Genomic DNA, 24,313 nt, shown 5'->3' with positions numbered 1-24,313 from the left:
ACCATTAAATCCGTATACCCCGATAAATAAGGTTGTTTTATTGATAAGACTCGTTGATTTCAAGCACGGCACTATCAATCGCTCTTTGCCAGGCTTTCTCCGTATTGCCTCTATAGTCACGCACAACACGCAGAACGGTGTTTTGCGTTTTTACATCACGGACTTCTATATAAAGTGTCTGAATCAACACACTCATACGAAATACCCATGGCACCACCACGTATCTGGCATCGACTTTTTCAGCAAGATCAAACTCGCAACCATTACACCTTTCAAGGTTAAACTTCTGCCTTGCTTCAGCCAGTAATGCCTGTGATTCTGGCGTATCAATAACCTCAAACGAAGTGTCATTATTCAGAGTTTCTTGTAAATACTGATTAGATGTTTCTATTACCTCGGCATCATGTTCTTGTAATGACTGAACCGTATCATCACCACGTAACTCGAAGCCAAGCAGGAGCACATCAGATTTTTCGTCTTTCTGTGCATGAGCGGTGTTGAAGCCAAAAAGCAGACATAAACACACGACAAACGATAACTTTTCAATTCTCATACTCTCTCCTCTTTTAACTTTAGCCAACGCTGACTGGAGAAAGTTTCAACTCAGAAAAGATCAACTGATCGCGAATAAACTGACTGATTCAGAATGAAACAGTCGATAGCCTAACTGTCTCATTCTGTTATCCATGTCAGCTACTTAGTCAATGTACTTCCAACCTGATTTTTGATAGCGTTCGAAAGTATTGTCATCAGACCAGTGCACAAGAAACAACCAGCCATTGTCGACAAGGTCGCGTACGGTTTGATGCTTGGCAATCACATTTTCAATCGCTTGTTTTGGCGCAGCAATATACACACTAATTCTCAATGGATGATGACGCCAGTTCTCACCGTCATGGATGGATTGCATCGCAAGACCAATTCGCAGGTCCCCCCCATTCCCTTCAAACACACCGATATGCTGGCCGACGGCATTGTGTAGCAGCTTATTGCCACTACCAAAAAATGTATTATCTGTGACCGATAAGTTGTACTGCATATTGATCCACTGAGTCACAATCATCGGTGCCGTCATAATTTGCTCCAGTAATGCAAACTCGGCATCGCTGTGCCAGTCATAGTCATGCAAAAAGGAACGGCCCTGTAAATCCAGTCCACGCGTACGCTCACGCGGTGCTACAATAAATGAGGCATTATTCGCTAAGCCCCATTCAGGACGAACTTCTGACCAATCTTTACCTCTGTCTTTTAGCGACTTTTCTAATGCAACATCATCCAGGTCCTTTAAGCCTGCATCCATTAACTGAATGCGTTCGCGACGGGTTTGTTTAGAAGCCTGTTCTAACCAAGTATCAATGTCAGCATTATTTAATGCATCAAAACATACGATTTCATCCGTTGTGGTGTTATGTAATCCAGATATAAAGCGTGTGTTTTCAGGAATGTGGATGTCCGCTTTGTGCAGCTCTGTTCTGACAGCGGGATCATTTAACAGGCTGGTTAAAACACGGACATTCACTTCCCCACTTTGACCACAGCAAGCACCACAATCCAGACCTGATGCATGCAAGTTATTGCGATTTTCACTACCGTGACCTAGCAGTAAAATGGTTGATGCAAAGGTGTTGGTCAGGCCCATGCCTTTGAGTACACCCGTAACCATATTGACTTTCTCAGACAAGCTTAGCTCAGCATGGTTATGGCTTATGTGCCATTGATGATGGTGAGTAAACTCATCAATTAGTTTTTCTTTTTTCTTGCTAAAGAAATTATCTTTTATCAGTTTATAAGCGTAGGTCCAGCCCATGGTCTCAACCATGGTGAATGAAGATACCGGTGAACTGGCCCAGTTTTTCCAGGTACTTGCATTACTGACTTTGGTCAATTTTTTATGGTTCGGTGTTTGCTCACTCACTTTCACTGACGGTGCAATCAATCCTGGCAGTTGTGGACGCTTAACCTGCGTGTTGGCGGGTTGATAGGTGATGGGTAAACCAAAGAAACCGGCAAAGCCAATGGTTTGAATAGCATCATTCTGTAATTCAAGATTGCGTCTAATACGTTCAGAGCGTACATCAATACAAAATGCGGCTTGTAAGACCGGTCTTGAATCAAGCGGCATGGGTGTTTGGGTTAGCGTTTTCTGTAGCTGTTGCTGGTAAGTCAGTTCTGCAGCATAAGCCCAAACCCAATAATGACAGGCATATTCATGATGGGCGGCTATACGCGCCATCAGGGATTCTTTTTGATGCTCCCACTGTTGTTTTAATGCCTTAAATTCAACTTGCCCAGGCTTGCTTTTTAACTGACGCCAGATAATTAAATCCCAAGCGATTCTGATGGCAAGCAGCGCTTCTACACAGGCGGTCTGTTGATTATTGAGACGGTTTTCCCAACGTTGCCAGGCAAAGTAACTGGCCCAACCATTAATACACATCAGTAACTTATGTGCATATAACTCGAGCTGCTGTGGCGTCAATTCCAACTCAGCAACCGCTTGGGCAAACAAACTTTCCAGGTCATCAGGCAGCTGAGTGAAAGCGTGGCGCAGTTTTTTCTCACCCATCAGTAGTGACATGCCGTAATCATGGCGAGTGAAATCCAACCAGGCAGAATATAGATGATCGAAAGTCTCTGGTTCTTGATTCACAAACTCGCCACAAAACTGACTGACCTGATGAACAATTTCATCCTGCCAACGCATTTTGTGATGATCACGGCTTAAATCCGCAATTTCGGCGATGCTCAATGCTGCGTCTGGCTGTGGCTGTTCAAGTGAGGCCTTCAACTCATCAACTGTCGCCGTGTTGGCACCATATGTCTTAGCCGATTCAAGTAATGCCGACTCACTGATTTGGCCTTGTTGAAACAAGCCGTGGTAATAGTCAGCTGACATCGTTGTGTTCAGACCTTGTAATGCCCCTATTCTGGCTGAAGCCGACTCGATCGTTTGCTCACGAAATTCCCATAAAGCATTGACCGCAATGAACCGATCCAATGGCCAGTTTGGAGCAATATATGAACTCGCTTGATGGATGGCAGCGGTATGTTCGACGCTGAGTCCAGACAATGACAGATTCACAGTATTCATGAAGTCTCCTTGCTAAGTGGCTGATTGTTAGATTCCACTCTGGTTTCTGGTCTTAATGTGATTGGCCACAGAAATAGAGTCAGTCGGGTCATCAATTCATCTAAGTACAAACCTGAAAACAGCCAACGATATAAGGTTCTGGTGGCTTTAGCCTGAGGAAACACACGCATCTGCACAGCCAGTAAAAATAATGCGATAAAGAGTGCAGACAACCAGATGTCCATGGCATCAAACATCGTACTTGCATACACAGGCGGCATGACCCAAGTAAACATCGCTTTGCCACCCATGTAAAAGCCAACCAGTAACGCCACAGTCAGACAAGAAGTGAGGAACTGCAATAGAGTGCCGTTTCTTACTGCAGACACCAGATATAAGGCTAATGCAGTATTCACTAATAACCAGACACTCAACGGCCCTGAATAGGAAGTGAAATAGACAATCCCATAAGTGCTGATGATGACCAGTAATAGACTCGACATAGCAGAGAGAAAAGTGACGTTTTTCTGCGGTGCTAATTGCTTAAGGCTGTATTCCTGCAACACATCACCTGCACTGAGGAACATATAAGCTTTATAGAGTGAATGAGAGATTAAGTGAAGTAATGCCAGCTCATATAACCCTAAAGCACATTCAATTAACATTAATCCCATTTGGGCACAGGTTGACCAGGCAAGTTTTACCTTAATACTGATACGCGTCATCATGACTAAGGCACTGATGAGCGTACTCAAACCAGCAATAATAAGCAGTACCCATTGTGCATCAACACTAAACGCAATCAATGGTGCAAAGCTCAGTAATAAAAAACCACCCAGATTGATAATACCGGCATGCAACAATGCACTAATCGGCGTGGGAGCCTCAACCACTTGAATTAACCAGCCATGTAGCGGTAACTGAGCGCATTTAATTAAGGCAGTAATGGCCAGTAGGATAGCCGCTACAGTCTCTGCGACACTCAACTCAGCAGCCGATGCCGATGTCAGGTAGTAATGGCTTATTTCACTGAGGTAAAACGTACCGTGTTGGGTATATAAAAGAACAAAGGCTGAGAGTAAGCTGAGCTCAGACACTCTCGCCAAGATGAATTTTTTATGGGCGGCCAGTACAGCGCGAGGTCTGTCTGGATAAAATAATAATAAACGATGGAAACATAAACTGATGGACACCCAGCCCAGCCAGAAAATCAACAGATGATTACTGACAATCACTATGGATACAGAGGTAAGGCTTAAAAATAACCAACGCCAGTAACGATGTGTTTTTGTCTCACCGGATAAATAACGCTGAGAGAACTTCACCAGCACAATAGTCATAAAACACACTAGCAACAGCACAATCAGATTGACATTGTTCATGGCCAGTAAGGCGTGTGGGTCTTCTGATTTTTCTATATGACAAACAGTGATTAATATGGCGGAGATGACAACAGCCACCGAGATAGATTTGAGAATGCCTTGACGGGTGTTGTCACTGAGTCGACTTGCCCCGGATAAAAGACTAGCAATGGCTAAGGTTAATGGGATAAGCGCTGGGAAAACGGCTGTCAGTTCAAAATTCACACACATACCTCCTTAAGATGGTGAAAGTATGGCAAATGCTTTAACATAAATAAAATAGATATTTATTAACAAATAAATAAGTTTTAATTAAGTATGGCAAAAATAAACTACCATCATCTTTATTATTTCTGGCGCGTTGCCCTGTCTGGCAGTATCACCAAGACAGCTGAAGAATGTCATGTTTCACAATCGGCATTATCACAGCAAATCAAACAACTCGAAACCACGATGAACCTCAAATTATTCGAGCGTGCAGGCAGACAACTTTTATTAACGGATATGGGCAAAAAAATTCTGACCTATGCGGATGAAATTTTTACGACAGGTGAAGAGTTACAATCCTTTATCAGCAAAGGCGGTACAGCGACACAAAAACACATCAAAATCGGTGTACTGACCACCCTTTCCAGAAACTTCACAGAGAGCTTTATTAGTCCTTTACTTCAAGAGCCCAATGTCAGCTTTACACTCACCACGCGAGGCATGACCAATCTACTCAATGGCCTCAGTAGTCATGAACTGGATCTGGTGCTGACCAACCGCTCTGTAAGCCAACAAAATGATGATGCAATCTGGCAAAGTCAGTTGGTCTCCAGGCAATCGGTATCTATTATTGGTCCAGCAAAACACAACCCCAAAAAAACCTTTCCACACGGTTATGAAAAACTGAAATGGGTGCTGCCTACCAAAATCACTGAAATTCGTTCGGCTTTTGATGCCTACTGTGCCACGCTCGGGTATGAGCCCGATATTATTGCTGAAGCTGATGATATGGCGATGTTACGACTATTAGTACGTGATACCGGCGCCATTACTGCCCTGCCACCGGTTGTCGTCAAAGATGAAATATCCAGTGGCAATTTGTCTGAGTACCAAGTGTTACCCAATGTCTATGAACACTTTTACGCCATCACCATTAAACGGACATTCGTACCTGAAATTGTGACCGACCTGCTACAAAAGAATATTGTGGATTAAGGTTTCACTCACTTAACCAAGACTTAACCTCCTGATTGTTACAACTCATCATGACATCACGGTCTTCTATGCTGTTAATAGATAGCCGCGGTGTCTAGCTTCTTTTTTCACTTTTTACTTAAGTGAATACCAAACATCAGGAGGTAGATATGAAGCGATTAATACCTTTACTACTGTCATCAACACTGATTTCTGGTGCAGCCATGGCAGATAACAATACGATTAACGCCGCTTTGGGCGGAGGTATTGGGGGTGCAGTCGGTGCTGCAGTAGGACACGAAATGGGAGGTCAAAACGGCGCTATCTTGGGTGCTGCCATTGGTGGCGCTGTCGGGTCAGTTGCCACCAGCAAGGTCTCATCAAACCGGTATCGTGATGATCATCACCACCGTTATCACAATGATCACTACGATAAAAAATACTGGAAACACAAACAAAAAATGGCACGTTTAGAGTCCAAATACCGTCAAGACAGGGCTCGAGAATATCGCAAGTATCGAAAAGCGGTTGAACATCAACATAGAAAATACCAACATGATCGGTACTATCATCACAGTCGTTACTGAGAATGCGATAAAAACAAAAAAGCCCCGACATTCGGGGCTTTTCTTATTAAATGATGACGCTTAAACAAGCTGAGACAGAATGGTATTCAATGTGGCACTTGGACGCATAATAGAATTCATCATCTCATCATCAGGCAGGTAGTAACCGCCCATATCAACCGCTCTACCCTGCACCTCATTCAATTCGTTCACAATGGCAGCTTCATTTTCAGCCATGGCTTGAGCGACAGGTGTGAACACCGCTTTTAACTCGGCATTGTCTGTTTGCTCTGCCAGTGCTTCAGCCCAGTACATGGCTAAATAGAAATGACTACCCCGGTTATCTAACTCACCCGTTTTTTCTTTGGGCGATTTGTTTTCTTGCAGTAATTTGCCCGTTGCGGCATCCAAGGTGTCAGCTAACACTTTTGCTTTTGGATTATCCTGGGTATTAGATAGATGCTCCAACGAAGCCGCCAAAGCCATCAATTCGCCCAAAGAATCCCAGCTCAAATGATTTTCATCAATCAGTTGATCCAGTAATTTTGGCGCTGTGCCACCTGCACCGGTTTCAAATAAACCACCACCTTGCATGAGTGGCACTACAGATAACATCTTCGCCGATGTTCCTAACTCCAGAATCGGGAATAAATCGGTGTTGTAATCACGTAATACGTTACCGGTCACCGAAATCGTGTCTTTACCGGCTCGAATTCTATCTAAAGAGAGTTGTGTGGCCACGACCGGATTTAGAATGCGAATATCCAATCCAGCTGTATCATGCTCAGGTAAATAGTCATTCACCTTTTTAATCAATTCAGCATCATGTGCCCGGTTTTCATCCAACCAGAAAATCGCCGGTGTATCGGATAAACGAGCACGACTCACGGCTAATTTCACCCAGTCACGAATCGGCTCATCTTTGGTCTGACACATACGGAAGATATCCCCTGCTTCCACATCAAACTCAAATACCGTTTCAGACTGTTGGTTAGTGACAATAATTTTGCCATCGCCTTTAGCCTGGAAGGTTTTATCATGCGAGCCATATTCTTCGGCTTTTTGAGCCATCAAGCCCACATTCGGTACGGTACCCATGGTGACCGGATCCAAAGCCCCTTTTTGTTTACAGTCATCCACCACTGTTTTATACACACCGGCATAGCAGCGATCCGGAATCATCGCCAGCGTATCTTGTTGCTCGCCTTTTTTATTCCACATTTTGCCACCGGCACGAATCATCGCCGGAATAGAAGCATCAACAATCACATCTGAAGGAACATGGAAATTGGTAATACCTTTGTTTGAATCGACCATCGCCACATCAGGCTGGCTGGCATAGACTGCCTCAATATCCGCTTCGACTTCTTTTCTGGTCGCTTCATCAACATTGGCGAGACGGCTGTATAAATCACCTAAACCGTTATTGAAATCCACACCCAGTTCATCAAATAAATTGCTGTGTTTTTCAATTAAATCTTTGAAAAACACTCTGACAGCAAAACCAAACATCAAAGGATCAGATACCTTCATCATGGTGGCTTTTAAATGCAGAGATAACAGCACATTGTCTTGTTTTGCTCTCGCAATGGCATCGGCATAAAACGCCTGCAGGCTGCTTGCACGCATACGCGTCGCATCTACTACTTCACCCGCTAATACCGGAATCGACTTTTTCAGTACCGTTTCATTGCCTGCTGTATCGACAAACGTCACTTTAAAGTCATCGGCCTGAGCAGAGGTAATGGATAATTCGCTGCCATAGAAGTCATTCGCATCCATATGCGCGATGTCAGTGGCTGAATCAGCTTTCCATTCGCCCATACTATGCGGATTTTTACGTGCATAGTTTTTCACCGCTGCGGGTGCTCGACGATCAGAGTTACCCTCACGTAACACGGGGTTCACAGCAGAACCTAATACTTTGGCATAACGATCTTTAATCGCTTGTTCAGCAGGGTTTTTAGGTGATTCAGGATAATCAGGCAGGTCATAACCTTTTGATTTTAATTCTGCAATCGCGTTTTTTAACTGTGGGATGGAAGCAGAAATATTCGGTAGCTTGATAATGTTGGTAGCCGGGTCCTGAGTTAAGGCACCGAGTTGTGACAGGTGATCAGGAATTTTTTGTTCGTCGCTTAGATTATCGGGAAAGTTAGCAATGATACGTCCTGCAAGTGAAATGTCCCGGCTTTCGATATCAATATTCGCATTGGCTGTAAAAGCACGAATAACGGGCAACAAAGAGTACGTTGCTGATGCAGGTGATTCATCTACTTTGGTATAAATAATTTTCGACATTCTAAACCCTTAAAAATACGTGATTTTGAATCGCAAGTTCATGCACTGATGACCTCGCATACCCGCGTAAGGCTGGCGACAATAGCTCGTTTGAAATATGAGAGACATTTCGACTACTGCCTTAATCACCCCTCCCTCAATGGCAAGGTTGATTAAGAGACTGTGTAACGCTGGGTTTCCATAATTTTGGCTGACACACTTTATCATATCTTGATTGGCGCTATACATCACTATAGCCATGATAAAAGCTGACGAATAAGTTTAGTCTGTTAAACGAAAGTTAACAGGCACCACCACACTAAAGGATTTTCTCGATAAATCACCGCGAACGGGTAAGGCTTTCACCGCTTTTTCGACCATCTCATGCGCGGCTCTATCTAAAACACTATGTCCACTACCCTGACCAACAACGGACATGCTCACCATCCTGCCTTGCTCAAAACGGACACTCACCATCACTGTGCCTTCAAGGTGACGGCGAATCGCTAATTGTGGATAGGTTTTATTCTTAGACACCATGGCATAAAGCAACTGTCCATAACCTTTCCAGGCGGTATTTCGATCCACTTCCCCAGTACCACCTGGGTTACTACCATTACCATTACCATTAGCTGCATTGCCCGTGCCAGTGGCGTCAGCTTGAGATGAGGTCGAGCTACCGGATGCCGTCGTTGAGGATGCTGCTGGTGTATCAGTCACCACACCCTTAACCACTTCGCTTGGCGTCTCGACTTGCTCAATCTTTTCTACAACCTCAGGTTCAGCCATCGGTTTTTGCTGCTCCTGCTTCACCGTTTCAATCGGTTTCTCAGGTTTGGGCTGAGGCTTTTCAATTTTTTTCTGCTCAGGTTTTGGTTTAGGTTTTTCAACCTTTTTAGGTTCAGGCTTTGGCTTAGGTTTCTCTGCCTTTTTAGGTTCTGGCTTAGGTTCAACTTTTTTCGGTTCAGGCTTGGGTGGTTCGGATTTTATCTCTTCTACCGGCTCACTTTCAGGTGGCTGCTCTATCACCACCATTTCCTCTGGCTCTGGAGGGGTATCATCTTTAGCAACGAGCAGTTTTTTGTTTGTTTCTGGTTTTTTTATCGGAGCGACAGGTTCTGGGATTGGTTCAGGTTCAACCACCTCTTCAACGATGGGTTCAAGCTGGCTTACCTGCACCGTGATTCTTGTTGGTGCAGCCGGTGCTGCTGGCTCCAGTGTGGGCATAAATAATAAAATCAATAACAGATGAATCAGCACTGCCCATAAAAAACCAGGTAGAAAGCGTTCTGATCCAACCGAACGATTTGAAGAGAAATCAGCGACCAAAGCCGTCATATTAACGCGTCACAAAGCCAATCAATAAACAGCATTACTGACCAGACTCAGGTTGTATCACAAAGGTAAACTTACTGATGCCAGCACGTTGAATGGCCGCCATGACTTTAGCCACTGTGCCGTACTCCGCTTTTTCATCAGCAAAAATCTCAACACTAGTGTCCACGTTTTGTGCCGCCTCCATCAGCGCCATATCCAGTTGTTCAGCATTCACCGTTTCATCACTGAAGTACATGGTGCCGTCAGCTGTCACACTGATGTTGATAGATTCGGGTTGAGTGAGTGTTAAGTCTGAGCTGGCTTTAGGTAAATTGACTGGTACCGAATTCATCAATAACGGGGCTGTCACGATAAAAACGGTCAGCAGCACCAACATCACATCCACTAAGGGCGTCACATTGATTTCACTCATCATATTGTCATCACCGCCAGTATTCATCGCCATAACAAATTTCCTTTATGCATTATCGAGCAACAGGTTGATGCCTTCAGCAGGCATTACTCCTGTTGAGCCGCCTAATCGTGTTTGATACGAGATTTGAGAACTAACAGATGAAATGCTGACGCAAAATTATCCATGGTGGCCGCAGACAACCTGACTTTACGTAAAAAGTAGTTGTACGCCAGAACGGCAGGTACAGCGGTAGCAATACCAATGGCTGTTGCAATCAACGCTTCCCCTATCGGTCCCGCCACCACATCCAGACTCGCTGAACCCGATGCCGTAATACTTTTGAGTGCATTCATAATCCCCCAGACCGTACCGAATAAACCGATAAAGGGGGCAGTTGACCCCACACTGGCCAGAATAGACAAGCCATTTTCCATGCGGGTTTGCTCAGCATGCGCTTGTTGTTTCAGCGAGTGCATCAACATTTCACGTTTATCATCTGGCGCAACAGAGTTAGCCAGATATTGCCATGAAACCAGCTCATCCAATCCTGCCTGACAAACACGAGCAAGACGGCCTTTTGTTGAAGACATCACCGCCAACAAATCCTGAATATCACGAGCTTTGGAGAAAACCGCCAGAAATTCTCTATCAAAACGGCTATTACGATAAAAGGCCAGGTATTTACTAATCCCTACTGACCAGATAAGTACCGATAAAATAACAAGAAAGATAAGTACCGCATCAACAATATCTGGAACTGCATCCATAAAAAACCACTTTCCCTAGAATCAAGATAACAAGCAATGACGAACTAAAAAGTTAAACCAACCATTGACCAAAGAGCACTTCTTTCTTGTGCTCTTACTCTATATGCCAATCGAAAATGAAAAAGTGACATTTTTTTTACATTTTTTTAAAAGGCATATATTTCTAAGTCTTTTTTCTCAGCGCTAAGCTTGTGTTCTTAACGTCCTTGGAAACGTGATGAGACATCCTCAAGATCATCAAACACCAATGTCCCTGCTGCTTTTTTGAAATTCAGGTAGCTTTGTAAATAGTTATAACGGGCTAGCAATAAATCGGCTTTGGCTTCAAATAACTGACTCTCGGCATTAAGCACATCGACATTGGTACGGGTGCCGCCTTTGATGCTTTTTTTGGTAGCATGAACCAGTAACTCTGCCGAGTTAACGGCGGTTCTGTAGGCTTTTAGTTTTCGTTTGGCATTAGAAACCAGATTAAACTGCTGCTGTAATTCTAGTGTGACTTTGTTTGCGGTCTCATCAAACTGCTCTTTAGCCCTGTATAAATTGGCTTGTGATTGACGCACACGAGCAGAGGTCGCGCCACCTGAGAAAATCGGCACCGTCACTTGTAAACCAACAGAACGAATAGTGGCTTCTTGATTGTAGGTATTGGTGGTATCCGAGGTATTGTTATTCCAACTGGCAACAGCATCAAGCGTGGGTAAATGTCCCGCCTGGCTGCGTTTTAGCTCTTGCTGGGCCACCTCAACGGCATAGCGTTGAATGTTGAGTTCGACATTATTCTGTAACGCCACCGCTTCCCATTCGGATAAATCCTCGGTATTCAACGGCAGCAACGTAAAGTTATCGATCAAGGGATCAATATCCCGTGTAGTTCTGCCCAAAATTTGATCCAAGGCTGCCTGAGCATCGCTGACATTATCTCTGGCTTCTACAATATCCGCGTCAGCCAAATCATATCTCGCTTGTGATTCCAGGATATCGGTTTTGGTGCCTTCGCCATGTTTATACATCACCAAATTGGCCTGCATCTGTTCTTCATAAGCGGCTTTTTTACGTTCAGCCAGTGACAACATATCTTTCGCATACAAAACGGCTGCATAGCGATTAAATACCCGTAAGATCAGTTCCTGATCACGTATGGCAAACTCTTGTTCACTCATTGAGGTCTGTGCCAGTCCTTGTTTGTAACGTGCATACGCATCAAAGTTAATCAATGGCTGCCGTAACTGAACGGAGGCGGTTTCACTGTTATATTCACGCTCTTCAGTTCGGCTGAATAGACTGTTTTGATACTCGATATCCGCATCATTTCGAAACCGGGAATAACTGGCTGTTACCATCGGTAATAAATTGGCTCGTCCCAAGGTTTTGTATTCTTTACCAGCCTGATAGGCGTGATACGCCGCCTTAAAGGTGGGGTCATTCGCTCGCGCCAGCGTATAGGCCTCGACTAAATCTAGCGCCTGAGTCTGAAACGTCGATAACAATCCGAGTGCGACACCACATAGCGATTTCATCCATAACTTCATACTCAGTTACTCTTCAGTCATGGACAGTTTGAGGCGGTCAATAAACGGTTTGAGCAAATAATTCATCATGGTTCGCTCACCGGTTTTAACAAACATTTCCACCGGCATACCCGGTTTCACAGTGAGATCCGGCATCATCTCTATACCTTCCGGCGAGACCTTGGCGATCAACTGGTAATATGGCTCACCGGTTATCTCATCAATCAAACGATCTGCCGATATCTGAGTGACCTCTCCCGGTACATGTGGCGTCAGGTTTCGATTAAACGCGGTAAACATCAGCTCTACGGGTAAACCAGCACGCACTTTATCAATCAAATGCACCGGTAATTGCCCTTCAACCACCAGCGAATCTTCGCTAGGCACAATGTCCATCATATTAAAACCAGGCGCGACCACCGCACCTTCAGTAAAGACTTTTAAGCCTACGACAATGCCGGATGCCGGTGCCCTGACCAGTACTTTTTCAAGGTCATAATCCAGACCAGTTAACTGGCTTGCCAAGGCATCCACTTGTTTTTGTACCTCAGAAAGCTGCTCTCTGACTTGCTCTTTATATTCCTGTTGGCGTCGTAAGCGACTTAGCTTTAGTTCACTCACTTGACTTTGAGCACGGGCGATATTGCCAATATCTTCTGAAATGGTGGCATTGATTTGTGCCGCCGTTTGCTCCAGTTCCAGTAGACGGTTACGGGCCACATACCCTTCTTTTTCTAACTCACGAATCCCTTCCAGTTGTTCATTGATATAGGTCAGTTGTTCTTCTTTATTTTTACGCGAGGCTTGTAAACCCTTGGTTTGTGAGATCAGTCCATTAATATTTTCACTAATGGCAGATAACTCACTATGTAAGGTATTTCGTCGTGATAAAAACACCTCTTTCTGTGTTTCCAGATAACTCATGACCCGCGGGTTATCTGACATATCCGATAACATGGCTGGAAACGCAATCTGATCTTGATCGTCTCGTTCTGCAATCAGTCGTGCTTCTGTGGCTTTAGCAATGTAATACTGTACCCGGTTGGTTTCTGCATCAGCTTTAGCCTGAACATTGTTCATTCTGACCAAGACATCACCTGCTTTAACTTTCGATCCTTCTTTTACCAGGATGGCATCGACTGTGCCCCCATTTTGATATTGCACCGCCTTTTTATTGGTGGCGACAGAGACTTTGCCATTTAATGGCACCCCTTTATCCAAAGGGGCCAATAAAGCCCAGATGAGAAATCCACCAAACCCGGCCAGTACGATTAACCACCCCATGCGGGTATATTTTTTAATGTCCGTACTGATGGTTTTACTAACAGCATCGGGTTGGTCAGATTGGGATTCAGGCTGTGTTGTGCTCATGGTTTCACTCATTGTTAGGCCGCCGATGTTGCTTTGACAGTGGAGGTTTTGCCATTCTGTTTATTAGCCAGTGCCGTCATGACCTCCTTGGTGGGGCCAAATAGCTGTGCAGTGCCCTCAACTAACAGTAATAATTTATTTGTCGCGGCTAAAGCATTAGAACGATGGGTGATCATCACAATGGTTTTGCCACGTTGTTGCAGACGTTTTACCGCGGCAACCAGTGCTTTCTCCCCCGTTTCATCAAGATTAGAATTCGGCTCATCCAATACCAACAAGGCAGGGTCGTCATAAATTGCTCGCGCTAAACCCAGACGTTGTTTCTGACCGCCAGAAAGTCCTGAACCATCATCACCTAACCGCGTGTCATAACCTTCAGGTAATCGTAAAATCATGTCGTGCACGCCTGCCTGCTGTGCGGCTGCAATCACCTTATTAGGGTTCACTTCACCAAAGCGGGCAATATTCTCACTGACGGTGCCAGCAAACAGTTCAATGGTTTGCGGTAAATAACCAATATGAGGACCAAGCTCATGTTTATTCCATTGGAAAATATCAGCCGAATCCAGACGCACATGACCAGCAGCTGTCGGTGCAATGCCGACAAGCGCGCGAGCCAGTGTCGATTTACCTGCACCGCTGGGCCCGATAATGCCAAGCACATCACCTGGTGCAATCGAAAAACTGACATTTCTGATGGTAGGCACTGTGCCACCTGCCGGTATCACGGTAATGGCTTCTACTGTCACCAGCCCCTGAGGTTTGGGTAAAGGCATATTCACATCACGTGCCGGATTCGCTGTCAGTAGTTCATTAATACGGCCATAGGCACTTTTTGCCCCACTCCATGTTTTCCAGACACTCATTAATTGTTCTACTGGGCTGAGTGCACGGCCCATTAAAATAGAGGCGACAATCATCATGCCGGGAGTGATTTTATCTTCCAGCACTAATAAACCACCCAGTCCCAGAATTAATGACTGTAATGACAACCTGACAAACCTACTGATAGCGGATACCACGCCTGACTTTTCACTGGCATCACCTTGTAATAACAGGAATCGACACTGCAATTTGTACCAGCGTGACATCAGATTCGGCAGCATGCCCATCGCTTCAATCACTTCAGCATTACGTAGATTATTGGTGGCCAGATTATTTGCGGCGATAGAGGCTTCGTTAGCTTCTGATAATGGCTTTTTAGATAACCGTTCATTGGCAATCGCCAACGCAATCAGCGTCAACGAACCAAATAAAGCAAACAATCCCAGTGATGTATCAAATAAAAAAATGATGAAGATGTATATCGGAAACCACGGTGCATCAAAAAAGGCGAATAAGGCATTACCACTCATAAATTGCCGAATACTGGTCAGGTCTTGCAGAAACTGACCGGCATTCACACCGGCTCTTTTTAGACTTTGCTCAAACGCCGCGGTGTAGACGCGTTTATTGAGCATCATATCCAGCTTGGCTGATACGCGAATTAACACAAAACTACGAACAAACTCCAGACCACCTAACACCAGGTAGGCGCCAACCACCATCACAGTTAACATTAATAGAGTCGATTCATTACGACTGGTCAGCACCCGGTCATAGACCTGCAACATATACAACGAGGGTGTCAGCATCAGAATATTCAAAATAGCACTGAACACACCGACCGTAATAAAGACAGATTTAAAGGCGAGCAATGACTCGGCGATTTCATTCCTGGTAGTTTTTAACGGCTTTTTCACCTTATTCACCTTCATTTTTCTTGCGTATAACTAGAGAAGTTCTCTTTATGAGCGATAGTCTTCTACGTAAACAAAAAACCACTCCGCGTAATAATCCTTATCCTCAAACTCCTGGTAGATAGGCCTGAAGTTCTTCTGTTTGAATGGTTTTTCACCCGACAGACTATTAATCCCCATCACTCCTCCACTGGGGGCGACGACAATGCCCCAGCCTTCACGTTGCGTCATAGGGTCGATATACAGTTTTCTGAGATAGCGTTGTGGCGTCGGAAACCGGTCGTCATACAACAGAGCTTCCAAATTGGGCGGGTACTGTTTCACGACACCGGGTGTGGCGTTGTAATAACGGCCAATGGCTTTGCGAATAGTGTCACCCACTTTTAATAACTCCTGTTCTCGCTGTCGCTGAATCACATCACTCCAACGTGCACTTGCCTGTGTTAATGCATAACCAGCTATCACCAGCAAACACAGCATGCCAAGCAAGATAAATCCTTGTTGCTTACCACTCGGCATACGGGGTGCCTTCCGAGGAGATCAACTCCGAACCGCTATAGACATTGGCAATCTCGCCTTCGTAATAACTGTCTTTAGGTGGGGTAAATACCCAGGTATCACGACGATCCGTGATGGGGTCCACCGGGACTTCTCGTAAATAGCGTCCTTCAACTAATTGTTCCAATGTATCTGGATAGGCATTTCTGTCAGCGACATACTGATCAATGGCACTACGCATGACGATCAAATCATGACGCAGCACTTTTTCTTTTGAGCGGTCAATGGAAGCAAAATATCGGGGTGCCACCAGACTCAATAGAATCGCGATAATAGTAAGCACCACTAAGATTTCAATTAAGGTAAAGCCTTTACTCGTCTTCATTACCATTCCTTGTAAGGCTGTTGATTAATACCCATTCCATTGGATAGTGAATACACGTCGTACACATCCTCGCCGGCAGAGTTGTCATCAAACGAACTTTCATAACTGCGTAATCCCCAGGTTTCGGCATTACTTAAACTTGGGTCACTGGCAAACGGATCACGTGGTATTCGTCTGAGAAAATAGATTTTTTTATGTTCTGGATCTTGGGCATCTTCCACACCGTCAACCAATATCTGCAGGCTTTGCGGATAACCGGATACATCATCAGAAAGCTCGATTCGACCATCATCAACAGCCTGTTTGTAGGCATCAATCGCATCGCGGATTTGCCATAATGCCCGCTTCAATTCCTGCTCTTTATTTCGCTGTGCACTGAGCTGTACTAAAGGCGCTGCCGAGCTGACTATCAGAGCCAATAATGTGAGCGATACCAACAGTTCAATCAGTGTGAAACCTTGCTGTGTACTACGCTTAGGCATGATGCTTACATGCCTCCGTAACTATCTGTTTGCAGGATTTGATCAGCAAATTCCTGTGCCGTCTTGGCATTGTCACGTTGTTTTTCGTCATCCGTTGGCACCACAGGTGGTGGTGCTGATGAATACGATGGTTGATAGGCTGGCTGAGACTGAGCTTGTGGCATTGCGTACTGCCCCTGCCTGTTTTTCGCCGAATGGTTAATACCAGATGGGAAAGCGGTATAGACTGAATTGGCCGGTACGATGTTGTGCAGAATGCGTGGCGTAATCAGTAAGACAATCTCATTTTTCTGTCTGTCTTTATTCTTGTCAGTAAAGAATCGACCGATAAAGGGTAAGCCCGACAAGCCCGGTACTTTGTAGTCAGTATTGGTCTCATCATCTTTGAATAGACCCGCCAGGATCTGCGTTTCCCCATCCTTTAACGACAAAGTGGTATCAGCATTACGGCTGCCGATGGAATACGCCACCACACCACTGCTGGAGGTGATTTGGTCAATGATATTACTGACTTCAAGTTTGACCTTAATGGAGACCTGATTCTGAATCTGAATGATCGGTTCCACTTCCAGTTTGATACCGACTTCAATGTAACTGACCGACTGCGAAACAAAGCCAGTTGAGTTCGACACACTGGTTAAGACCGGCACTTTATCGCCAACATGGATCTTGGCTTTATCCCGGTTTTTCACTCGTATTTTCGGATTCGCTAATAGATTGGTATCGGTGTCCTTCTGCATCAAATTCAATGCCAGCACAGGATCGGTCACCGTAAACACCCCCATTCCAGAATTGAATTCTTTCAGCTCGGCTAAGGTCAGGCGCCCATCGACATCATCTTCACCACGCACACCGAGCGCGACATTGGTTGGATATCGAATACCTATCTCTTCCAGGTTTCGGCGATTAACTTCCATCACCTCCACTTCCAGCATCACTTCCGGTTCAACCAAATCCTGTGATGCAATCAGTTTTTCAGCAGTTTTTATTGACGCCAGACTGTCTCGCATCACCAGCGTATTCAGCTTTTCATCAACGTAGACATCTTCCACTTTCAATACAGTTTGCAGCAGTGCCAGGGCTTGTTTGGCATCCATATTGTTCAGATAAAAACTGCGTACATATAACTCCTCATACTCCTGACTGCGGCTTAAGGGATAAATCAGAATGGTGTTTTCATTGAGGATTTTTTTACCTAATTGATTGGTGGTCAGGATGGTGTCAATCGCTTCTTTAATAGGCGTATCACGCAACATAATGCTGGTTTGCATGGCATCACTGAGTTCACGATCGAAGGTGAAATTTAAATCCCCTGCCTTGCCGATATACTCAAACACCGACTTGATAGGTGCATTGTTAAATTCCAGACTGACCGACTTTTTAAATGCCGACTTGATGTGTGGCACCGTAGTGACTTTCTCAATAGCCTGCTCATCGAGCTTTTCAAATAATTTCCTGGCGGCTTCATTGGTCGAGTCTTCTGCCAGCATCAGACGAACCAGGTTACGCGCCGTATCAAAGTCGTCTTTATTAAAAGCCTGTTCAGCACTTTGCATAATGCTTTCATGCTTTTGTGCAATCGCCACTTTTTTCAGGCCGTTTAAAGCCCGTTGATTTTCCGGTGCCAATGCCAGTACTTGATTAAATATGGCTTCAGCCTCTAATGGTTGCTGATTATCCAGCGCCGCATGAGCGGATTGAAGTAAACCGGCTATTTTCATCTCCTGTTGGAGTTTTAAGGTATTACGATATTCCGGATTAAGCGGATATTGCGTGGTTAACTGCTTTAATTTGTTGATACCTTCATCCACCTGACCATAGGCAATCAGACGTTTTGCGTCTATAAAATCAGCATTCGTTTGTTGCTGTTGTTGCGTTACCTGCATGCTGCTGCAGCTTTGTAAACATGCCAAAGCCACTAACAAGACCGAACGTCTTATGACTCGTGAACCCCGTTTATCCTTAACTACTCTCAAAGTACTGCTCCAATTGCCACACGAATCTGTGTCTGTGTTGGTAAGTTGAGTAAAATCATTTCTGTTGAATGAATTGCTTTTACCTGCCACACCTCTTCCAATGTATCGCCTGCCCGCACAACGTAGTTGTCACGTCCATTGGTCAGAAATACACGCATTTCTCCATCTTCAATCAGCTTGCCGACATAGGTGTATGGGTTAACAGGCGTTGCCGGTGCTCTGGGAGCTACGGCGACAGGCTGGATTTCCTGTTTTGGTTTAGGTAATGCGAAGACATTGACGGGGACATCAATGATTTTTTTTCTTAACGCAAATTCTGTGCTGTTATCAGTCTTGGCAATAGCTAAGCTTTTTTGTGGCTGAATAGTTTGTGACTGGATTGTTTGCGTTTGAGTAGCTTGTGTCTGAACAGACTGTGTCTGCACATGATCGGGGGCCACTACAAAAACATCTGTCTCGCTGTTATCCGGCCCATCCTGCATTTCCACAAACACCACCAAAAGCAATGTCAATGCTAAGCCGACCCATACCAGATTGTCTTTTAGCTTGTGCATCAGTGGTGACCTTCCGCTTTTGTGTAGAGCACCAATTCGATATTGGCTTTCACCTGCTCGCTACGCATATTGTCGCGCTTAAAATTAATATGATTTAAGGCCATACTTTGCTGACGGTTCATAATCGCCGTCACCACATTGCGAATGGCAGGATACGAGCCTTCCAACGGAAATTTGATGTGATATAGCACCATGCTTGATTGTGGTACTTCGCGTGTAGAGTAATCAGAACGATCGAGTCTTAAGCCATGCTGTTCAATCACGTTTAATACATCAGCAATTTTCTGATTAGCGTCTTTTTGAGCTGGCAAGGCTTGATAAAAGCGTTGTGTAATCTGAGTAGAGCGTGGTTCGGGTTGAATATCGACGGGGGTATGTTGCGCCAGATCATCAATTGTTAAGCGCAGTTTTTCTGCCTGCTGATCATTGGCCTCAATCATCAACACCATCACCAGACTCGCCAGTAGTAAAGCGACCACCAGATGACCTTGCCAGCCCCACTGCCGAAGCTGGTAGAGCAGCCATTGTCCATAATGTTGCATCATGACTTTTTGCATCAGCGTCCTACCATGTCACTAATAATTCAAACTGTGTGGCTTCTTGGCCATTCAGCCTTACCGATTCGGTGGATACCAAACTCACTGACTTCACAATGGCCTGTTGTTTAAGGTTGCTGATATAAGCCAGAATCTCATCCACCGGTGAGGTAATAGCAATAATCTGCACAGTCTTATTTTTTACATTCGGCTCAATCGCCACCAGTTGGATGCTGTCGAGCCGGGATTCTTCCAGTGCAAAAAACAACTGTGGCCACGGACGGATAATCTCGTTAATGGCGACATTCACGGCATCCAGTTCAGCCTGTTCACGTTCTGTTAATGGCTCTGTTGCAGCCGTCGATTGTGTGGTTTTGGTGTAAGCCGCTTTTTCTTGATGTAATTCAGCCAGCCGTGCATTACTCTGCTGTAAAAAGAACAAACTCAGCATTACCAGCAGAACAGCAACAAATAATAAAAATGACGCTACCGGTTTTTGTACAGATGGCTGCAAACTGTGATTTAGCTGTATCGTTTTCATGAGGCAATTAACCTCGTGACCTGAGTGTCAGGCTGTTCATTAGCAAACAGTTTTGACGATGGCAGACGAATAACGCGATATGTCGCTATTTTTATTGCATTAGATGATGAGATATCCGGCCAGTGTAATAACATGGGTTGCTCATAACGCTGTTGTAGCGCTTTATCAAACTCGCTATTCACCAAACGCTCACGCTCTATCAGCAGTTCAATCTGGCCAATCACATCACTTTCCTGCTGCACATTTTTAAGCCACAGCCACTGACCTTCTTCCATCAAGCCCAGACATAAACGGCCATCACTGACCACGGTCAGCCAGCACAAAGTCTGTAACTGCTGCTCCTTAATGACGCTGATAGCCTCATTCATCACCGACATCAGATACGGCTGAACAGAAACAAGTTTGATGGCTAATGTGGCAAACACTTCATCTATGGTTTGAATAATCGGTGTGGGTATTGCACTGGTAACAGCAGACTGTCCAAAGCCAGCCGGGCTGAGGGTTTTATTCCATGTTTTCACGACATCGCCATACATGCTGACAAACAGATGTTGTAGATACGCCAGCTTTTCTTCCTTGGTCTTAATCGCTGGATTCCATGGCAGCACGGCGTAACGCACAAAGCTATTGGCTAAGACAATACGCGCTGTTTTTGCCTGCCAGCGATCCAGACTAAGTGTGGTCTGTAAAACCTTGGCAAGATAAGCCACGTCCACATCCCTGTGGTCGACAGCCTTTTTGAACATGATTTTCTGTTGATCAACACAGCGTGTTTTACCAGCCACACCTTGAAAGCGTCTGATAACAAGACTATTAGGCCGAATACACACATTCAGCTCGTCAGTCATGATGCTAAGCCAATGTGGTAACACGATTAATCTCCTCTAGAGTCGTTTCACCATTTTTCACCAGTAATAATGCCGCTTCACGCATGGTTCTGGTGCCATTGGCATAAGCTGCTTCTTTGATTTTGCGTACCGGCTCTCGGGTCACAATCATTTCGCGAATTTCATCGTTAAAGCACAATAATTCGGCAATCGCTTTACGGCCTTTGAAACCCAAATCATGGCACTGGCCACAGCCCTGGCCTTTTTTAAACTGAAAGTCTTTTATTTGTTCAGGCGTTAAACCAGACTTTTCTACCAGTGTGACATCGGGTTTATCTTCTGTCAGGCAATGTGGGCAATTCACCCGTACCAGTCGCTGAGCCAGAATGCCATTCATCGCTGACACAAAGTTATAGGGGTCAACCCCCATATTGGTAAAACGGCCAATCACATCAAACACATTGTTGGCATGCACGGTGGTGAGTACCAAGTGACCTGTCAATGCGGATTGCACGGCAATTTGGGCGGTTTCACCATCACGAATCTCACCGACCATGATTTTGTCGGGATCGTGTCGTAGGATAGAACGTAACCCTTTAGCAAAGGTCAGCCCTTTTTTCTCATTCACTGGGATCTGTAATACACCCGGTAATTGGTATTCGACCGGATCTTCAATGGTGATAATTTTGTCCGTGCCGTGATTAATTTCAGAAATAATGCCGTACAGCGTGGTGGTTTTACCGCTACCGGTTGGACCTGTTACCAGCAACATGCCATAAGGTTCTTCGGCTAATAATCGAAACCGCGCCATAATATCGGGAGCAAAACCCAATATATCTAAACTCAAACCTTGTGCTTCTTCACTTAACGCCTGTCTGTCTAATACCCGTAAAACAGCATCTTCACCCAACACACTCGGCATAATCGACACACGTAAATCAATTTCCCGCCCCAGCGCCATGACTTTAAAGCGGCCATCCTGGGGAATGCGACGCTCAGCGATATCCAGATCAGACATGACTTTGACACGGGAAATAACTTGCTCTGCCTGAGCCAGTCCCTGAATGCCTCCAACATGACTTAATACACCATCAATACGGTATTTCACTTTAAGCCCGTTTTGGTCGGTTTCCAGGTGCACATCACTGGCGCCAGCTTTTAACGCATCATATAAAGTCGAGCGTACAAACTTCACAATCGGGCTGGTATCTTCGCTAATTGAGCGTAAGGAAATATCTTCTATACCCTGCTCATCATCTTTTCGTTCATGGTGTTGTGTGGTGACTTCATCTCCCAATGCACGCATATTGGCTTCATGATGAGAGAGATACACATTTAAATCTTCTGTATGCGCCAGTGTCCAAGTCGCTGATTCATTCACTAACAGATCTAATTTGGAATAAAGATGAGTTTGAAACGGATTGGCATGAACCAGGAATAAGGCACCCTGTTTGTCACGCAACGCTACGCAACCGACTTTCTCTGCCTGGGTAAACGACACCACATCAAAATCCGGCTGTAACTGATAAAGCTGTGAAATTGTCAACACCGGATAATGCACTAATAACCCCAGTGCTTGCACAAACACATCCGGGCTTAAATCACTGACTTCTTCCAGTACCTTAAGCAAAGGCTGTTTGCTTTGCTGTGCCAGTTGCTTGGCCTGATTCAGCTGCTCAACAGTTAAGGCTTCTACAACTGGCTCTGTTTGTTCTGGGGTAATGTCGTGATAGGCCGTATTCATTGAATACTCCCCGCCAATTCAAAAATTGGCATATACATCAACACCACCACTAAACCGACCACCAGACCAATAATGATCATCAGTGTCGGTTCAAGTAATTTGGTAAACCATTCCACGGCACGGGCAATTTCATCATCGTAGAACACGCCAATACGTTCCATCATGTCGCCCATCTGGCCGGTGCGTTCACCCACGCGTAACATACGAACCGAAATCGATGTGGTCATGCCGTGTTGTTCCATGGCACTGGATAGTGTTTTACCCTCTTTCACATCAGTAGCCACTAAAGCTAATTTGCTACGTAATAATGGCTGCAATAACGATGACACCATCTGCATGGCCGTTGTGAGCGGAATCCCACCACGCAATAACATGCTTAATGTTCGGTAAAAACGGGCAAGCTGGTAAATTCTCAGTGTTTCGCCCAGTTTAGGAATTTGCCAGACTTTCGCCATAATAAAACGGCGTACAAATGCCCGGCTAAAGACATAGCTCAACACGGCAACACTGGCAATAAACACCATAAACGCCTCACGTCCATGACTGTGTAATAACTGCCCCCAGCTCAGTAATAGTTGAGATAACCAGGGAAGATCGGCATTGGTGCTTTCATAAATCACACTGAATTTAGGTACGACATAGCCCAATAAAAACAACACGACCAAGCCGCCCACCACCAGTAATAACACCGGATAAATAGCTGCTGATACGATTTTCTTTTTCATCGCATCAATCTGTGACTGATAGGTCACATGACGGCCTAAAGCTGTTGCCATATCACCCGTGCGTTCACTGGAACGAATCAGGGCTATATATAAAGGTGTAAATACGTTTGGCACACTTTCCAGTGCCGAAGATAAAGGTTGGCCATCGAATAAAGCAGCTTTAATTTGATTCAATACTGCTTTAGATTCGGCCTGAGTTTCTTTTTCGGCCAGGGCTTCTATCGCCTCAACCAGACTGAGTCCAGACTCAATCAAGGCGAGTAATTCCTGGCTGAACAGCATCACATTGAATTTGGCTTTTTTTAACTGTGGTAAGCCAAAATTGAATGATCCACTTTTATGTGAGTTGATTGAAAGGACATGATGGCCTTGCATCTCTGCTAGAGAACGCGCCTGATTTTCGTTACCGGCTTCTATCTCTATCAGTCTGACAGCACTATCATGAATAACTTTCATGGTAAAAATC

Annotated in this window: 22 protein-coding genes; 2 read left to right on the top strand and 20 right to left on the bottom strand. The window is 44.9% G+C overall.

Translation table 11 applies throughout. From position 1 onward, the window contains the following. Positions 1-37: 37 nt before the first annotated feature. The 3 genes from B3014_RS03835 to B3014_RS03825 all read right to left on the bottom strand — a co-directional run bounded on the left by B3014_RS03835 (position 38) and on the right by B3014_RS03825 (position 4,656). Positions 38-553, bottom strand: coding sequence for a DUF2380 domain-containing protein (locus tag B3014_RS03835; RefSeq protein WP_289245400.1), 516 nt, complete (start codon positions 551-553; stop codon positions 38-40). A gap of 144 nt (positions 554-697) precedes the next feature. Then, entirely contained in the window at positions 698-3,091 is a 2,394-nt protein-coding gene (locus B3014_RS03830) for a YbcC family protein (protein WP_289245399.1), read from the bottom strand. Then, entirely contained in the window at positions 3,088-4,656 is a 1,569-nt protein-coding gene (locus B3014_RS03825) for an NADH-quinone oxidoreductase subunit L (RefSeq protein ID WP_289245398.1), read from the bottom strand. Before B3014_RS03825 ends, B3014_RS03830 begins: the two co-directional genes overlap by 4 nt. 93 nt (positions 4,657-4,749) lie before the next feature. Here B3014_RS03825 and B3014_RS03820 point away from each other — a divergent pair, with 93 nt between their 5' ends. Together B3014_RS03820 and B3014_RS03815 are read left to right on the top strand one after the other, a co-directional pair. Beyond that, positions 4,750-5,634 carry a LysR family transcriptional regulator gene (locus tag B3014_RS03820; protein WP_289245397.1) on the top strand — a complete coding sequence of 295 codons (885 nt, stop codon included), beginning with the start codon at positions 4,750-4,752 and terminating at the stop codon, positions 5,632-5,634. A 149-nt stretch (positions 5,635-5,783) separates the two neighbouring features. Further along, positions 5,784-6,200: a YMGG-like glycine zipper-containing protein gene (locus tag B3014_RS03815; protein WP_289245396.1), complete on the top strand. Its 417-nt coding sequence runs from the start codon at positions 5,784-5,786 to the stop codon at positions 6,198-6,200. 60 nt (positions 6,201-6,260) lie between these two features. Here the strand turns inward: B3014_RS03815 and B3014_RS03810 are convergent, their stop codons facing one another. The 17 genes from B3014_RS03810 to B3014_RS03730 all read right to left on the bottom strand — a co-directional run bounded on the left by B3014_RS03810 (position 6,261) and on the right by B3014_RS03730 (position 24,303). Next, positions 6,261-8,480, bottom strand: a complete 2,220-nt coding sequence (locus tag B3014_RS03810) for an NADP-dependent isocitrate dehydrogenase (RefSeq protein WP_289245395.1) — start codon at positions 8,478-8,480, stop codon at positions 6,261-6,263. A gap of 261 nt (positions 8,481-8,741) precedes the next feature. Further along, on the bottom strand, positions 8,742-9,797 hold the full coding sequence (locus tag B3014_RS03805; RefSeq protein WP_289245394.1) for an energy transducer TonB: 1,056 nt from the start codon (positions 9,795-9,797) through the stop codon (positions 8,742-8,744). Between the two features lie 34 nt (positions 9,798-9,831). Continuing rightward, entirely contained in the window at positions 9,832-10,242 is a 411-nt protein-coding gene (locus tag B3014_RS03800; RefSeq protein ID WP_289245393.1) for an ExbD/TolR family protein, read from the bottom strand. A gap of 71 nt (positions 10,243-10,313) precedes the next feature. Beyond that, positions 10,314-10,958, bottom strand: coding sequence for a MotA/TolQ/ExbB proton channel family protein (locus B3014_RS03795; RefSeq protein WP_289245392.1), 645 nt, complete (start codon positions 10,956-10,958; stop codon positions 10,314-10,316). 197 nt (positions 10,959-11,155) lie between these two features. Continuing rightward, positions 11,156-12,490 (bottom strand): TolC family outer membrane protein, encoded by a 1,335-nt coding sequence (locus tag B3014_RS03790; RefSeq protein WP_289245391.1) that lies wholly within the window; start codon positions 12,488-12,490, stop codon positions 11,156-11,158. 6 nt (positions 12,491-12,496) lie between these two features. Then, positions 12,497-13,840: an HlyD family type I secretion periplasmic adaptor subunit gene (locus tag B3014_RS03785; protein WP_289245390.1), complete on the bottom strand. Its 1,344-nt coding sequence runs from the start codon at positions 13,838-13,840 to the stop codon at positions 12,497-12,499. Between the two features lie 14 nt (positions 13,841-13,854). Further along, positions 13,855-15,582: a type I secretion system permease/ATPase gene (locus B3014_RS03780; RefSeq protein ID WP_289245389.1), complete on the bottom strand. Its 1,728-nt coding sequence runs from the start codon at positions 15,580-15,582 to the stop codon at positions 13,855-13,857. 45 nt (positions 15,583-15,627) lie between these two features. Next, complete coding sequence (locus B3014_RS03775; RefSeq protein ID WP_289245388.1) at positions 15,628-16,098, bottom strand: type II secretion system protein; 471 nt, start codon at positions 16,096-16,098, stop codon at positions 15,628-15,630. Continuing rightward, positions 16,085-16,462 carry a type II secretion system protein gene (locus B3014_RS03770; RefSeq protein WP_289245387.1) on the bottom strand — a complete coding sequence of 126 codons (378 nt, stop codon included), beginning with the start codon at positions 16,460-16,462 and terminating at the stop codon, positions 16,085-16,087. Before B3014_RS03770 ends, B3014_RS03775 begins: the two co-directional genes overlap by 14 nt. Continuing rightward, a complete protein-coding gene (locus B3014_RS03765; RefSeq protein WP_289245386.1) occupies positions 16,462-16,944 on the bottom strand; it encodes a type II secretion system protein in 483 nt (160 codons plus the stop codon). Before B3014_RS03765 ends, B3014_RS03770 begins: the two co-directional genes overlap by 1 nt. A 5-nt stretch (positions 16,945-16,949) precedes the next feature. Further along, positions 16,950-18,920 (bottom strand): type II and III secretion system protein, encoded by a 1,971-nt coding sequence (locus B3014_RS03760; protein WP_289245385.1) that lies wholly within the window; start codon positions 18,918-18,920, stop codon positions 16,950-16,952. After that, complete coding sequence (locus tag B3014_RS03755; protein ID WP_289245384.1) at positions 18,917-19,474, bottom strand: hypothetical protein; 558 nt, start codon at positions 19,472-19,474, stop codon at positions 18,917-18,919. Before B3014_RS03755 ends, B3014_RS03760 begins: the two co-directional genes overlap by 4 nt. Further along, entirely contained in the window at positions 19,474-20,031 is a 558-nt protein-coding gene (locus B3014_RS03750; RefSeq protein ID WP_289245383.1) for a hypothetical protein, read from the bottom strand. The genes B3014_RS03755 and B3014_RS03750 overlap by 1 nt, the downstream gene beginning before the upstream one ends. Positions 20,032-20,038: 7 nt before the next feature. Continuing rightward, entirely contained in the window at positions 20,039-20,551 is a 513-nt protein-coding gene (locus tag B3014_RS03745) for a hypothetical protein (RefSeq protein WP_289245382.1), read from the bottom strand. Beyond that, complete coding sequence (locus tag B3014_RS03740) at positions 20,548-21,423, bottom strand: hypothetical protein (protein ID WP_289245381.1); 876 nt, start codon at positions 21,421-21,423, stop codon at positions 20,548-20,550. Before B3014_RS03740 ends, B3014_RS03745 begins: the two co-directional genes overlap by 4 nt. Beyond that, positions 21,404-23,122, bottom strand: coding sequence for a GspE/PulE family protein (locus B3014_RS03735; RefSeq protein WP_289245380.1), 1,719 nt, complete (start codon positions 23,120-23,122; stop codon positions 21,404-21,406). Before B3014_RS03735 ends, B3014_RS03740 begins: the two co-directional genes overlap by 20 nt. Then, positions 23,119-24,303, bottom strand: coding sequence for a type II secretion system F family protein (locus B3014_RS03730; RefSeq protein ID WP_289245379.1), 1,185 nt, complete (start codon positions 24,301-24,303; stop codon positions 23,119-23,121). Before B3014_RS03730 ends, B3014_RS03735 begins: the two co-directional genes overlap by 4 nt. Between the last annotated feature and the right edge of the window lie 10 nt (positions 24,304-24,313).

Source organism: Methylophaga sp. UBA678 (genome assembly GCF_002299105.1).
GTDB lineage: Bacteria > Pseudomonadota > Gammaproteobacteria > Nitrosococcales > Methylophagaceae > Methylophaga > Methylophaga marina.
This window is presented reverse-complemented; position numbering and strand designations above follow the sequence as displayed.